The sequence below is a fragment of the Pseudomonas sp. PD9R genome (genome assembly GCF_019200975.1).
Lineage (GTDB): Bacteria > Pseudomonadota > Gammaproteobacteria > Pseudomonadales > Pseudomonadaceae > Aquipseudomonas.
Genome location: NZ_JAHTMR010000003.1, coordinates 123,435 through 138,334, shown reverse-complemented (window position 1 = coordinate 138,334; position 14,900 = coordinate 123,435). Strand labels below are relative to the sequence as shown.

General features: G+C 55.8%; 10 protein-coding genes. 7 read left to right on the top strand and 3 right to left on the bottom strand.

The window, feature by feature from the left end:
- Positions 1 to 104: 104 nt before the first annotated feature.
- A complete protein-coding gene (locus KUF73_RS08310; RefSeq protein WP_218437556.1) occupies positions 105 to 1,025 on the bottom strand; it encodes a LysR family transcriptional regulator in 921 nt (306 codons plus the stop codon).
- 110 nt (positions 1,026 to 1,135) lie between these two features.
- Positions 1,136 to 1,576 (bottom strand): carboxymuconolactone decarboxylase family protein, encoded by a 441-nt coding sequence (locus KUF73_RS08305; RefSeq protein ID WP_218437555.1) that lies wholly within the window; start codon positions 1,574 to 1,576, stop codon positions 1,136 to 1,138.
- 204 nt (positions 1,577 to 1,780) lie between these two features.
- Between KUF73_RS08305 and KUF73_RS08300 the strand changes: the two genes are divergently transcribed.
- The 4 genes from KUF73_RS08300 (at position 1,781) to KUF73_RS08285 (ending at position 5,173) form a co-directional block, all read left to right on the top strand.
- On the top strand, positions 1,781 to 3,214 hold the full coding sequence (locus KUF73_RS08300) for a PLP-dependent aminotransferase family protein (RefSeq protein ID WP_218437554.1): 1,434 nt from the start codon (positions 1,781 to 1,783) through the stop codon (positions 3,212 to 3,214).
- A gap of 122 nt (positions 3,215 to 3,336) precedes the next feature.
- On the top strand, positions 3,337 to 3,630 hold the full coding sequence (locus KUF73_RS08295; RefSeq protein ID WP_218437553.1) for an antibiotic biosynthesis monooxygenase family protein: 294 nt from the start codon (positions 3,337 to 3,339) through the stop codon (positions 3,628 to 3,630).
- A gap of 192 nt (positions 3,631 to 3,822) precedes the next feature.
- Positions 3,823 to 4,233, top strand: coding sequence for a cupin domain-containing protein (locus KUF73_RS08290; RefSeq protein WP_218437552.1), 411 nt, complete (start codon positions 3,823 to 3,825; stop codon positions 4,231 to 4,233).
- Between the two features lie 229 nt (positions 4,234 to 4,462).
- Positions 4,463 to 5,173: an ATPase gene (locus tag KUF73_RS08285; protein WP_218437551.1), complete on the top strand. Its 711-nt coding sequence runs from the start codon at positions 4,463 to 4,465 to the stop codon at positions 5,171 to 5,173.
- A 162-nt stretch (positions 5,174 to 5,335) separates the two neighbouring features.
- Here KUF73_RS08285 and KUF73_RS08280 read toward each other — a convergent pair whose 3' ends face one another.
- Positions 5,336 to 10,231 carry an NAD-glutamate dehydrogenase gene (locus KUF73_RS08280; protein ID WP_218437550.1) on the bottom strand — a complete coding sequence of 1,632 codons (4,896 nt, stop codon included), beginning with the start codon at positions 10,229 to 10,231 and terminating at the stop codon, positions 5,336 to 5,338.
- 515 nt (positions 10,232 to 10,746) lie between these two features.
- On the opposite strand from KUF73_RS08280, the gene KUF73_RS08275 reads away from it, so the two are divergent.
- From KUF73_RS08275 to KUF73_RS08265, 3 genes are all read left to right on the top strand, one after another.
- On the top strand, positions 10,747 to 11,100 hold the full coding sequence (locus KUF73_RS08275; protein WP_218437549.1) for a hypothetical protein: 354 nt from the start codon (positions 10,747 to 10,749) through the stop codon (positions 11,098 to 11,100).
- A gap of 796 nt (positions 11,101 to 11,896) precedes the next feature.
- Positions 11,897 to 13,084, top strand: a complete 1,188-nt coding sequence (locus tag KUF73_RS08270) for a YcaO-like family protein (RefSeq protein WP_218437548.1) — start codon at positions 11,897 to 11,899, stop codon at positions 13,082 to 13,084.
- Positions 13,060 to 14,814, top strand: a complete 1,755-nt coding sequence (locus tag KUF73_RS08265) for an ABC transporter ATP-binding protein (protein ID WP_256345501.1) — start codon at positions 13,060 to 13,062, stop codon at positions 14,812 to 14,814. Before KUF73_RS08270 ends, KUF73_RS08265 begins: the two co-directional genes overlap by 25 nt.
- Positions 14,815 to 14,900 lie beyond the last annotated feature (86 nt).

Below are 14,900 nucleotides of genomic sequence, written 5' to 3'. Positions count from 1 at the left end.
GCTGCGATCTTTTGATCTTTAATCCGGAGTGTAAAAGCAAACCCCTGATATTGGTCAATGCCGCTAAAAGATCGCAGCCTGCGACAGCGCCTACATTGACCTGGTCAACGCTCGAACCATTCGCTGCGCTCGTGGAAGGTGTTGTGGATCAACTCGACAATCGTCTGCACCTGAACCTCGTTTTGAGTTTCGGCATTCACCGCCATCCACACCTGACGCTGCATCGGTTGGCTGAACAGCTCTGGCAAACCGGTCAAACCACGGTCAAAACGACTCATGTAGCCGGGTAGCAGGCCAATGCACGCACCGCAACGGACCATTTCCAGCATCAATTCGTACGAATGCAATTGCACGACCCCGGCCAGGCGTTGCTCCACCAGCGTGTTCCAGGGGCGGAAGCTGTCGATTTGCCGGTCATGCTGCCATTGCACCAATAGGAAGTCTGCGAGGTCGTCGAGACTCTCCGGACGCGAGGCAACCCTTGAGTAGCGTTTGGCGATGTGGGGCAGGTAATCGAGCCGAGCCAGACGCCGGGGCTCAGCCACGGCAAAGCTCGGGCCGGGGAGCGGCGAATCGGTTCCGGCCAGCCACACAACCACGTCGGCGCTGACCGCTTGCAGGGACAGTTCGCTGTCGAGGTTGATGATGTCCAGTCGTACGCTGGCGTTGCGCCGCAACATGGCCACCAGATCGCGACCCAGAATGTCATGCAGGATCGACTCGGCGACAGCCAGGCGCACTTGCGGTTGTTCAATCACCGGCAGGTCACGCTCGTGGGCCAGTGCGATCAGTTGCGCATGCAGCTGCAACCCGTCACGACTGAGGGCAACGCCATTGTCCGACGGGCTGAACAACGAACATTGCAGCTGCGTTTCAAGCTGTGCCAATTGCTTGCGCAACAGGGTCGCCTTGATATTGAGCCGGCGGGCCGCCTGCATGAAACAGCCGCAACGGGCGGTGACGCTGAAACATTGCGCCAGCACCGGATCAATATCGGCCCCTGGGAAAGTGCCCAAGAATTGCATCGTCGACTCCCTGTCAAATAGTTGTTACTCGTTTTATCCTGCCGACCATTCATGAATCTGGTGTGACAGATCAACAGATCGTAGCCGCAGGCTTAGATCTGTTGATCTTTTCAGATGCTGGGGGTTTGGCGAAAACTCACCGCCAGACGATTCCAGCTGTTAATGGTGGTGATCGCGATGGTCAGGTCCACGAGTTCACCTTCGCTGAATTGCGCCCGCGCCAGCGCGTAGACGTCGTCCGGCACATGATTTTCCGACAGCAGCGTCACAGCCTCGGTCCAGCCCAGCGCCGCGCGCTCACGGGGGTTGAAGAAATTACTGTCGCGCCACACCACAATGGAATACAGGCGCCGGTCGCTTTCACCCAGGCGCCGGGCATCTACCGAATGCATGTCGGTGCAGAATGCGCAGCCATTGAGCTGCGAAGCGCGGATTTTGATCAAGTGCAGCAGCGCCGATTCAATACTCAAACTGCTGGTCAGGGCTTCCATGGCGATCATGGCTTTCATCGCTTTGGGTGAAGCGCTGTAGTAATCCAGACGGGGGTTCATGGCGGGCCTCATGCGGCGGTGGTGTGCCATTTACCGTATCGGTTGATACGTGAGCGTTACAGGTCCAATTCAGCGAAATAACCGCGCACCACTCGACGCCAGGCCAATTGACAGTTTTTCGGCCACGCAACTTCTGCACAGCCAGCGGATGAGCGTAATCTGGCGCGACGCACACGCGCCTCAATTGCCCGGAGCTACGCCAGTATGGAACTACATGTTGTCATTAACGGCCGCAAGGACCTGGCGGGCCAGTTGTACAACCAACTGCGCAGCGCCATCGAAACGGGTCGTCTGGCAGCAGGGACCCAACTCCCGCCCAGCCGCTTGCTGGCCGAGCAATTGGGCATTTCGCGCAAAACCATCTCCGACACCTACGCTCAACTGACCTACGAAAACTTCCTCACCGGGGTGATCGGCAAAGGCACCTACGTCAACGCCCGGGCTTCGAAGGTCGAGCGCAAACAGAGCCATTCGGAGCTGGCGGGGTTCGAGGTGATCGAATCCTGGCGCAACCTGCCGGTGTTTCTGCGCCACCCGACGCTGGAAGGGTCGCTGCGTTACGACTTCATTGGCGGCGCCACCAGCAAGGGCCAATTTCCGCAGGACGACTGGCGACGCTGCACTTCCCACGCGTTGCGCCAGATCTCCGCTTCCAAGGGCTTCTACAGCCTGCCCGAAGGCCTGCCAGCGCTGCGTAACGCCATCGCCCGGCACATCGCGTTCTCGCGCGGGGTCAATTGCCAGGACGAAGATGTGGTGGTGTGCAACGGTGCTCAACAGGCCCTGGACCTGATTTCCCGGGTGCTGATACGTCCGGGCAGCATTGTCGCCATGGAAGACCCTGGTTATCCGCCGGCACGCCTGTTGTTCGGTACCCATGGCGCGACGGTCATCGGCGTTCCGGTGGACGCTGAGGGCATTCAGGTGGACAAGATTCCCCTCGGCACCCGGCTGATCTACGTCACCCCGTCCCACCAGTTCCCGCTGGGCATGCCGATGAGCCAGGAGCGGCGGATTGCATTGCTGGCCAAGGCCCACGAACTGGGCGCAATCATCATTGAGGACGACTACGACAGCGAATTTCGCTACGAAGGCCGGCCTACGGACTCGCTGCAAAGCATGGATGAGCGCGGGATCGTCGCCTACGTCGGGACTTTTTCGAAAACCCTGCTGCCGGAGCTGCGACTTGGGTATGCGATTTTGCCGCCCGCGATCCTCGAAGCGGTGGTCCGCGCCAAGCAACTCACCGACCTGCACACCTCCACCCTGCCCCAGTGGGCACTGGCCAAGTTCATCGCCGAAGGCTGCCTGCTCAAGCACATTCGGCGTTGCCATACGATTTACGCCGGCCGACGCGACCGCATATTGGCGCGGATGGCCGGTGACCTTTCGCCCTGGCTTGACCCCGTTCCGAGTACGGCCGGTTTCCACATGGTCGTTATGTGCAAAGTGCCTATCGATATTCCACTGGTGATCGAACTGGCGAAAAAAGTGGAAGTCGGGCTCTATTCCATCGACAACTTTTTCTACCAACACCCCCCAAGGGCCGGGCTTCTCCTCGGTTTTGGCGCCATCGAAACACTGGACATCGATACGGCCCTGGATCGCCTGCGAGACATCTTGCAGCAAGTAGCCTGACGATTGGTCTGCCGCTTTATCCGGCGATTGGCTATTGGCGGTCCGGGGGTGCAGGCCTATCCTGCATGGGCGTTATCCCTCAATGAGCAGGATTCGTCCGGCCTGATTCAGGAGTGTGAGCAATGTCCAACGAAGTGATCAATACCTTACAGGTGCAGGCTGTCGCCGGCCGTTCGGACGAACTGGGCAAGCAACTGCAAAAGATTGTCGAAACCCTGCGCGAACTACCGGGCTGTGAGTCCTATATGGTTGACCGTTGCCCCGAGGACAGTAACCGCTGGACCGTCAGCGCTCACTGGCAATCGGAAGCAGCGATGCAATCGCACTTCAACAGCCCTCAGGTTCAAGGCTTTATCGATTTGATTGACTGCCAGCTGGCCAACGCCGTCGACTTCAACAGTTTTCCGATTCGCTAAAAGCAAGAGCAAAAGATCGCAGCCTTCGGCAGCTCCCACATCGTTCCCTGTGAAGCTGCCGAAGGCTGCGATCTTTTGCTTTTAAAAAACGCTGGATTGGTCCCCTGACCTTCCCGAATATTGGCTGTTTGATTGCACGCGGTAGCGGACTAGATTTGTCCCTGACAACTAATCCATTGCAGGTGATGAACCATGAACGTTTTGCGCTTTTGTGCTGCCCCTCTTGTTGCCTTGGCCTTGACCGTATCCGCTTCAGCATTTGCCCATGATGCTTCTGAAAAGATCACGGTATTGCAGGACCAGATGCTGAAAAACGTACCGGGTGAAAAAGCCCTGATGGTTGAGGTTGACTACAAGCCCGGCCAGGCGTCCATCGCTCACAAACATGAAGGCACGGTCATGGCCTACGTACTGTCAGGCGCAGTGACTTCGCAGGTGAAGGGTGAGGACGCGAAAACCTATAAGGCCGGCGAGTTCTGGTACGAACCGGCAGGTGCTGAACATTTGGTCTCGAAAAACGCCAGTAAGACCAAGCCTGCCAAGCTGCTGGTATTCATGGTGTTATCGCCGGAACAAAAAGTGTTGATCCCACTGGAAAACTGATCGCTGAACGAACAGCCATAAATAAAAAGGCCCGAATCATTGATTCGGGCTTTTTTATTTCTCCAGGCAATTAACCCGATATCTTTAAACCAAACAAAACTAATGACCCCCTGACACCTGTGGATATTGGCTATTTAATTCCTGCGTGTGCGGTTTAGTCTGGAGTTACTGCCGGCCACTTCCGGCGAGTTTAACTTTCCGACTGATGTTGTTTCACTGGAGAAACACCATGAAACTTGCGCTTGTCAGTACGTTGACAATTACTGCTGTATTAACCGGCTGCTCGATCCCCACCGCACCTTCCGCAGTGTCCTCGCTGGACGGCATCTTTACGCAACCGGTTGGGCGCAGCAGTGCCACCAGCATTACCAACGGCCGGCAGGTTGCGTTGGGCGTCGTGTACAGCCGCAATACTCAGACTAACCGCGCCTACCTGCAAGACTACCAGGCCAATGCCGGCACCGGCTTCGGCCAGAGCCTGCTGGTCCAGCCGATTCACGACGCCTACGTATCCACTTCCAAACCCGACCTCGCGGTGGACTGGGTCAAGGCTTCGCTGCAACGCCAGTTCGGTACGGTAACGGTGTACCCGGACATGCAAAGCCTCAAGGCTGCAAAACCGGATGTGGTGGCCATCGTCGACAGTCGCAGTCAGTTGATCACTTCGCGCAGTTCGGATATTCAGGCGGACGTCAGTGCAGACTTTTACGACAAGAACTTCAATTACATCGGTACTGCACAGGGGCATGACGCCAAGTCCGTAAGCCCTGTATGGGCGGACTTTAAACGCAGCGAAGAGATTGTTGCCGACATTAACGAACAGCAGAATGTGCAAGTCAGGGCACTGCAAAAGTTTGACCAGTCGCTCAGTAATTTATTGACCAGCCCGACAACTAATGTGTCGATGATTGATATCAACAAGCAGCAAAAGTTGTATTAGGGCCTGCGGCCCCTTCGCGGGCAAGCCTCGCGCCTACAGGTAATGTGTAGGCCTGTAGGAGCGAGGCTTGCCCGCGAAGAGGCCGGTCCAGACAGCACAAAAGCCTCAGACATAAAAAAGCCCCGCCTCTCTCAAGACGAGGCTTTTTCATTCAACGCCTGATCAGGCAGCCGGCTCTAACTCGAGGGCAGCAGCGGCAGGCACTACCACTTGACCGCTCAATGCCAGGTCGAGCAGTTCACGGTTGGCCACCGCGTACATGGCGTAGTCAGTGCCGCTGGCGGCACGGATTTCCACCAGCATGGCACGCCAGCGTTCGATCATGCCTTCGTGCTGCGCCATCCACAGTTCCAGGCGTGTTTCCACGTCCTGAGTACCGTCGCCCTGTTGCAGGACGGAGATGGTGATCGCACGTTGCTGCCAGTCGACGTCATCGCGGAACGCTTCACGGGCCAGGGCCTGCCAGTTGTTTTCAACCGGCAGAGCGCTGATCTGTTGCAGGTACCAGGTGATGTCCAGCGCACTGCCCACGGCGAAGTAGGCCTTGGCCACGTCCGCAGGGTCCTGGCCGGTCACGTCGGAAGCCTCGATGATCGGCAGCAGGGTGTACAGGTGCGAAGTGCCAGCCACCATGCGTGCGAGCAACTCCGGCACACCGGCTGCGACGTACGCCTGATAGCGAGCCTGCCAGTTCTCGCGGATCTCGCCACTGAGCAGTTCGTCGAGCTTGAGGCCCAACTCCTTCAGATGCGGACCGAAGTGCGCGACGTCGCGGGCAGCGTTCTGCTCGTTGCGACGGGCACGCAGGAACCAGCGTGTAGCGCGACGGCCCAGACGCATCAGCTCGTCCATCAGCTCCAGTTGCACGTCAGCGGAAACCTGGTAATCCAGGGCTTCAATCTGACGGAACCAGTGCGGGAGATGGAAAATGTCACGCACGATCACGTAGGCGCCAGCCACGTTCGCCGGGCTCATGCCGGTCGACTCTTTGAGTCGCTGAACGAAGGTGATGCCCATGTGGTTCACCAGATCGTTGGCGATCTGGGTGCTGACGATTTCGCGCTTCAGACGGTGACGGCGCATGGCTTCGGAGAACTTGCTCACCAGGGTCGGCGGGAAAGCGGTTTCCATGTCGCGAGTCAGGTAGTCGTCATCCGGCACCAGGGAGCCCAGCAACTGCTCCTTGAGGTCGATCTTGCTGTAGGAGATCAACACCGACAGCTCGGCACGTGTCAGGCCATGGCCTGCCGCGATGCGCTCGTTGATCTGCTCTTCATTCGGCAGGAACTCGATGGCGCGATCCAGCTTGCCGCGACCTTCCAGATCGTTCATCAGACGCTTGTATTCAGCGATCCGTGGCAAGGCACGACGGGCCGCCAGGGACAGTGCCTGAGTCTGCTTGTAGTTGTTGCCCAGCACCAGGTTACCGACTTCGTCGGTCATGCTCGCCAGCAACTGATTACGTTGCTTGTCGGTCATGTCACCGGCCTGAACCACTTCGTTCAGCAGGATCTTGATGTTCACTTCGTGGTCGGAGCAGTCCACGCCACCGGCGTTGTCGATGAAGTCGGTGTTGGAACCGCCGCCATTGAGGCCGAATTCCACACGACCCAGTTGGGTCATGCCGAGGTTACCGCCCTCGCCCACGACTTTGCAGCGCAGTTCGTTGCCGTTCACGCGCAGCGCATCGTTGGCCTTGTCGCCGACATCGGCGTGGCTTTCGCTGCTGGCCTTGACGTAAGTCCCGATACCGCCGTTCCACAACAGATCCACCGGTGCCTTGAGCAAGGCATTGAGCAGTTCGGTCGGGGTCAGCTTGTCAGCCTTGATGTCGAAGCGCTCTTGCATCTGCGGGGAAATCGCGATGCTTTTTGCGCTACGGGAGAAGATCCCGCCGCCTTCGGACATGATGCTGGTGTCGTAATCCGACCACGCCGAACGTGGCAGATCGAACATGCGCTGACGCTCGACGAAGCTGGTCGCCGGGTTCGGGTTTGGATCGATGAAGATGTGCAGGTGGTTGAATGCCGCGACCAGTTGCAGCTTGTCGGACATCAGCAAGCCGTTACCGAACACGTCACCGGCCATATCACCGACGCCCACGACAGTGATGCTGTCTTCCTGGACGTTGATGCCGCGCTCGCGGAAATGACGTTGAACGCCAACCCACGCGCCTTTGGCGGTGATGCCCATTTTCTTGTGGTCGTAACCGGCCGAACCACCGGATGCAAACGCGTCACCCAGCCAGAAGCCGTAGTCGATGGCGATGCCGTTGGCGATGTCGGAGAAGGTCGCAGTGCCCTTGTCCGCTGCAACCACCAGGTACGGATCATCGTCGTCATGACGCACGACGTTCAGTGGTGGAACCAGCGCGCCGTCTTTCAGGTTGTCGGTGATGTCCAACAGGCCCGAAATGAAGATGCGGTAGCAGGCGATACCCTCGGCCGCGATCTCGTCACGGCTGCCGCCCAGTGGCAGGCGACGCGGCAGGAAGCCGCCCTTCGCACCCACCGGCACGATCACCGAGTTCTTCACTTGCTGGGCTTTTACCAGGCCCAGCACTTCGGTGCGGTAGTCTTCTTCACGGTCGGACCAGCGCAGACCACCACGAGCAACGTTGCCGAAGCGCAGGTGCACGCCTTCGACGCGTGGCGAGTAAACGAAGATTTCGAACTTCGGTACTGGCTTCGGCAGCTCTGGGATCAGATGCGGGTTGAACTTGAAGCTGAAGTAGGACTTGTTCTGGCCGTTGGCATCGGTCTGATAGAAGTTGGTCCGCAAGGTGGCCTTGATCAGATCCAGGTAGCGACGCAGGATGCGGTCTTCGTTCAATACCTGAACGTCGTCCAGTGCGCTCAGAATCGCTTGTTCCAGACGCTGTTGCTTGTCGTCCAGGTCATCGCCGGTCAACTTGCGCGCCAGGTAGAAGCGGGTCTTGAACAACCGGGTCAACTCGCGAGCGATGTCGGTGTGGTTGTTCAGGGTGCTGGCGATGTAACCGAGGTCGAAGCCCAGGCGGATCTGCTTCAGGTAACGGGCGTAGGCACGCAGCAGTGCCACGTCGCGCCATGGCAGGCCGGCGGTCAGCACCAGACGGTTGAACGCATCGTTTTCGGCATCGCCGCGCACGATGTGGACGAACGCGTCCTGCAGAGTGTCGTTGAGTTGCTGGATGTCCAGCTCCAGACCTTCGGCTGCGGTGAACGCGAAGTCGTGAATCCAGAATTCGCGGCCATTGGTGTGACGCAGGCGATACGGGAACTCACCCAGCACGCGCAAACCGAGGTTTTCCAGAATCGGCAGCACGTCGGACAGCGCCAGCGGGGTGTCGGCGTGGTACAGCTTGCAATGCAGCTCACGCTGACCGGACACCTGGCCCAGCGGCTGATAGAAGCTCATCACCAGCGGATTTTTTTCGTTCAGGTTCAACAGGTGTTGCATGTCGACCACAGCCGAATGCGCTGCGAAACGCTCGCGGTAACCGGCCGGGAAGCCTTTCGGGAAGTCGGACAGCACGTTGGTGCCATGGGCTTCGCCGAAGCTCTCGACCACCAGGCTGGCGTAATCGTCCTGCCAGCTGCGGCAGGCCTGCACCACTTCTTTTTCCAGCAGTACCGGATCGATATCGAGACGGTTTTTCGGGTCAACGCGCAGGATCAGTTGCACGCGAGCCAGCACGGATTCGGAGAAGAAGGTCCAGAACTCGCAATCCGAGGCTTTCAGGCGATCCATCAGCACTTGCTGGATCTTCTGGCGCACTTCGGTGGAGTAGATGTCACGCGGCACGTAGGCCAGGCAGTAGCAGAAACGGCCGTACGGGTCTTTGCGCAGGAATACGCGGATCTTGTTGCGTTCCTGGATCTGCACGATCGACATCACGGTGCTGAACAGCTCGTCAACCGGCGTCTGGAACAAATCGTCGCGCGGCAGCACTTCGACCACCTGCGCCAATTCCTTGCCCAAGTGAGCCTTGGCCTGGAAGCCGGAACGACGTTCGATTTCCGCGACCTTGCGGCGGATGTACGGGATGACCCGCACGCTCTCGCCATACACCGACGAGGTGTACAGGCCCATGAAGCGGCACTCTTTGATGACGTTGCCGTCGGCGTCGATTTCACGGATCGACACGTAGTCCGGGTAAGCCGGACGGTGCACACGGCTTGGGTGAGCAGCCTTGGCGAACGACAGCAGGGTCGGTTCGCGCAGGTAGTTCACGGCGTAGTCTTCGATGCGCAGGTCATCGTAGGTCAGGCCGGTGCGCAGCAGTTTGGTCAGGCCGAGGAAGGAATTCTGGTCGTAGACGATGTGGCCGCCATCGGCCTCGTCGCGCACCACGAACTCTTCGTAGCCCAGGAACGTGAAGTGGTTGCCCACCAGCCATTCCAGGAAGCTTTTGATTTCGGCTTTTTCGTCGGCATCGACGACAAACCGGCTGTTGTCCAGCCCGGTCAGGATTTCCTGGACCTTGGCTTTCATCGGTTCGAAGTCGGCTACCGCGACGCGTACTTCACCGAGCACTTGCTCCAGCTCTTTGGTCAGCACGTTGAGTTCGGCGGGGTTGGCGCAACGGTCGATTTCCAGGTACATCAACGACTCTTGCTGGACGTCGTCGCCCTGGGTGCCTTTTGGCAGAATTTCCAGCAACTCACCCTTGGCGCCGCGACGCACGCTCAGCACGGTAGTTTGCAGGGTATGAATGCTGTAGCCGCGACGGTTCAGCTCGGTACGCACCGAGTCCACCAGGAATGGCAGGTCGTGGTGCAGCACTTCGACCGCAGTGTGGGTCGATTGCCAGCCGTGGCGTTCGTAATCGGGGTTGTAGACGCGCACTTGCGGTTGCGCATGATCGAAGCGCTCAAGCAGGCGCCACGCAGAAAGGGTACAGCCAGCGAGGTCGGACAACCGACGTTGAGTCAGTTCGTCCAGGGAAATGATGCCGAAGAATTGTTCAGCGAACAACGCCACTTGTGGCAGTGCCTGTTCACTGATGTGCTGCGCCAGTGCCGCTTGCAGTTGGTGCTGGAAGTCGGCTTTGCTGGCTGCGGTGAAGAACGCCATCTGTGGTACTCCGCTTGGGCTTGTTATTGATGGAAGCGTCGCGCGAAACCCCTTTCGGGGCTACGTTTCAAAGCTAGCCGTCACCCTGTTCCTGATTCTCGGGCAGAGGAAACAGGGCGACAGGTGGGTGAAGCTGGACGAGACACTCAGGTCACATTCACCTTCCATGAATGGGCATCTGCAAAAACGACTGGGCCGCGAACAGCGCAATGCCTTTACAGGTGCTCATCCGTTGCGCAGCTTAACGAGTGCGGCAAGGCCTGTGCTTGCGGTGCTGCGACATATTCGGTCAACGGTACGCTGCTTGCGTCCGATGCCTCGAACAACACTAGCAGCCGCTCGGAAAAATGGGCGTTTTATGCCTGCCTTTACGGCACATTCGTACCAGAAATGACCAGCAACACTTTGCCCGTTCACAACACATCCTCTGACACTTGGACGAGCAGAAATTCACCGGGGCTGGCAGAATCGCCCTTTGTTCGTCTTTACAACGCTCGTCGAGCCAGGAATTCCCCATGCAAATGACAACCGCCCTCTTGATCGTCAACCCGTGCGACGACGAAGAAGACAACATGGCCATGCTCTGCTGCCACAGCGACAAGGGCGAGATGTTCCTGATGACCCGCTACCCGGACGAAGACGAGCTGGAAATCACCCTCGACGGCGAGCCTTCGACGCTGGACGGGGTGAAAGTCACGCTCAGCCCTATCCGCCTGTTGATCGAAATCGCTGCGGCGGATGCCGATGCGCTTAATGGTGATGATGTGCTGGAGATCACTCATAGCACCGATGCGAGTGATCTCGCGGAAGTTGAGGAAACCTTGCAGAACATTCTCAAGGGGACCGGGACTTATATCAGCCAGCTTTGATGGTGTCTGGGCGGGCCTCTTCGCGGGCAAGCCTCGCTCCTACAGTTTCGAGCTGGACGCAATATCGCGCGGGCGCCTTGGTTTCGTAGGAGCGAGGCTTGCCCCCGAAGGCACCCGCAAGATCCCCCCTCAGTATTCATACTCTACAAATCCCCAACGATTTCCCCACAGATTGTCTGCGATTCGAAGCCTCTAGGCGTAAGACTTGCTCGCGATGCCGTCATCAAGAACGCCCGACACCACCACAAAGCCGAGTTCTTCGGGCTGTACTCTACGTCACCAATACCCAAGCCCCTTTATGTGCCTTCCGCGCAAGCAATAGATAATTCCCGACTCGAAAAAATCATCATTTATCCAATCCTTTTAAACATCACAACCTGCTGAAACGATAGGACAAACACGCGAATTTCAACAGAATTGCAAATCCTCCGAGATCCATCCCACCTTCATGCAAGAACAAACTCACACCTACACAGGAAACTTCGCGACGCCGTGCTATTGAACCGCTAGAACCCTACTGCTATCAATAAGTCACTTGCGAAAACAAACTTCGCAAGCGCAGCACTTACTTGCTAGTGCTGCTTCATTGACAACAAGGAGTAAACATCATGGGTAAAAAACGCACTGAAATAACCCCTTGGGATGATCTTCCCCAAGCAATGAGTCTGTCAAATGGCTTCCTGGCAACTGAAGTGAACTTCTTTGCCTCGCTAACCAACTGACATACACCAGAAGCACATATGCGATAAATGCCGAAAGGGCCCTTTCGGCATTCTGATACCCTATGAGGTTACTTATGTCAGAGCGTGAAACCAACCCTGCCGCAGCTTTGGAAAAAATCCGAAAAATTATTAACTCTCTAAATCTGTATGCTGTCACACACCATACTGATTGCAACGAACTTGTAGCCACAGCAAAGCTTTTTGACAACAACCATAAGCTTATAGAGTCCGGTGCAGGAAAAGGTCCCAACTCACTCATTGGAGCTCTAGCTGAAAGCATCGAACACTTCAGCACTTTCCACTTCAACACAGACGACTTTATTACTCAGCCCTGTGGATTTATCGCTTCTCAGAAAGATGCAGAACACGATGGCTTTCTCACTAGCCTGCGGAATTCATCAGAGCCCATAACGTGCTTGAGGCTCACAACACTCGATCAAGCGAAAGAGTTGTTCGTTCCAAATATTCTTCTTTGTCCGAGGATGGAGATTGACTCTTTGAGCAGTGCAAATGCAGGCATGCAATTCCTGTCCCGCTACTCCTCCAACTCAGGGATCGCCTTTGGCTGCACCAAAGCTGAAGCATTGCTTCACGGAACCAACGAGGTCATCGAAAGGCACATTCTATCTTGCTTCTTTATGGCGGTCTGTGAGATCGGCCCGGCCATGAAACTATATACACCCACTAAGTCTTTGCTTACCAAAGCGCTGCAGAACAACGGCTACGCCCTTTCATTAGCAAACAAGCTACAAATCATCATCATAAAAGATGTAATGAATGTTTATTTTGCAGTTGCGCTACCTAAATCCGGACCTGGATATCACCATTTGTCACCCATCGGCTCAGGGTGTTCATTGGACATTTGCACTGCAATCCAAAGAGCAGTGACGGAGCAATTTCAAGTCAATGAATTGTATGACGATGCGCAAGAAGCAATCGATAGGAAAACACTTGATTTTCTAGAAAACTCAAAAACACTGAAATCTCTTATAGATTTCAATTCTGTCAAAAACCTGACCCTTACAACACTCGACTCTCCGCTGGAACATTTCGCAAAAAGCGTTCCGACACAACTCGACTCATTAGAATACAGCCTCTTAACTATTGGCAAAACTCTTTACTACAGAGTGATCACCCAATACGCCGACGACGGCATTGTTTGTCAGTCTTACGTTCCGGGATTGGAGCGTTTCAACCTTATTAGGAATGGGTGCCTTGTTGCTCCACAGCGAATCCTATGCCAAACGACGACAACAACTTAATTCTTGCGAACAGCTATAGGCTACCAATGCAGAACTTCATTAGAACAGCCTGTAAAACGCACGCGGCCTTATTGATATCAACGGTTGCGACAATAATAACGTTAAAAATAATGGCGCTTGCACCACCACTACTATTGGGCGAAGTGGTTGACATACTGAATAGCAATAACCACGCAGCACTCAACACGCTATTACTTCTAACTACGAGCTTCATTCTGGCCGGGTGTATACAAGCAATAATTAATCCGATGCAAATATTCTTTTTATCCAAACTGGTTCAGAAAGTAATACTGAACGCATCCATTCACTGGATTGCCCAGCTGATGCGAAAAGAGTTTTTCCAGTTCAGTTCGTGGCGTATCGGTCACTTTATAAAGTCAGTGGAGCGCGGGATTACGGCACATGAGCAACTGTTAACGTTTTTCGTCACCGTTGGGCTGCCACTGTGTCTGGAGTTTCTGATCGTAGGTAGCGCTTTTATCTACATAGGCGGCAGTGGCGTATTCTTCGCGATCAGCCTGCTTGGCGTCGTCTATCTATTCGTCGCCCATCGAATCATCAGGTGGCGCAGGAAACACATTGATGCGGTTAACGAGCAAGAGGATGAACTCAGCGCACTCTTGTTCAGCACCATGAGCACCGGCAAATCGATAAAACTCGAAGCTGCCGAGTACACGGCAACGCAACCCTTGAACAGTGCATTTAAGCAGTACTCTAAGGCGGCGATCACCGTGGCAAGTTCCGGTGGAGTTTTGAGCGGAGCAAAAGTGTTGTTTGTAAGTCTTTCCACGGGAGGATTACTCAGCTGGGGGGTTCTCGATCAATTGACGAACGAGCCAAGCATCAGCGTTGGGCAAATGGTTGCCATTTTCTCTATTGCAGGAAGTTTCTTGCTCAATATCACTGCTCTAACCGAGGGCTATCGGGTACTGGATCAGTTCCTTGCGGACCAGCGTCGGCTCCAACAGCTTCTGTCATTGCCAAACTTTGACGACAATCGACAATCTGAAATCAAGCCGCGAGACGAATCGACGCTGTGTCTCGAACCCTGCGTTGTGAACGACAACAGAACAATTCGTTTGTCTATCGAAAACGCCATCACGTTCACCCAAAGTCAGTCGATCGCTATCACCGGCCCCAGTGGTGCGGGCAAATCTACGTTACTGGAAGCGCTGGCCGGGTTGCATGCTCCGCTGAGAAGTCACTTGAAAATCGACTGCATACCAGTTTCAAAATTGAGCGCGCAGACGCATTTGAACGTCATCAGATATTGCCCTCAGTCCCCGCAGTTTCTGGAAGGCACCTTTGAAAACTCGGTGCTGTTCGGAGTGACTCCGTCGCCACATCTGAACCAGGCAATACAGCGACTGAACCTTGAAGATATCGTTTCCCATCGCAATCTCACTGAAAGCGCATCCAATATTTCTGGTGGCGAAGCCAAACGGCTGTCACTGCTGCGCCTGATCAACAAACCGGGACGATTTAATCTGTTCGACGAGCCCAGCGCATCAATCGAGCCGAAGCTTGCCACCCCTGTCTGGGACTTGCTATTCGACACTTTCGCCAGCCGAGGCCTGATTTGTGTGACACATGATGTCAGTCATCTGCACCGCTTCGACCGGGTTATCGTCATGCAAAACGGCACGATAATTGACGACGGTCCGTGGTGCGATCTGGTTAACAGGACAGCAATCAGACTGTTGTTGAGTGACCTCGAATCGGTGGAGTAGAACGAGAAGCATCGTCAACATTTCCCGTGCAGCGATGGAACCGAACTCAAATCCCCGCACTTTGCACAAAATGCCGTTAGTCGCCG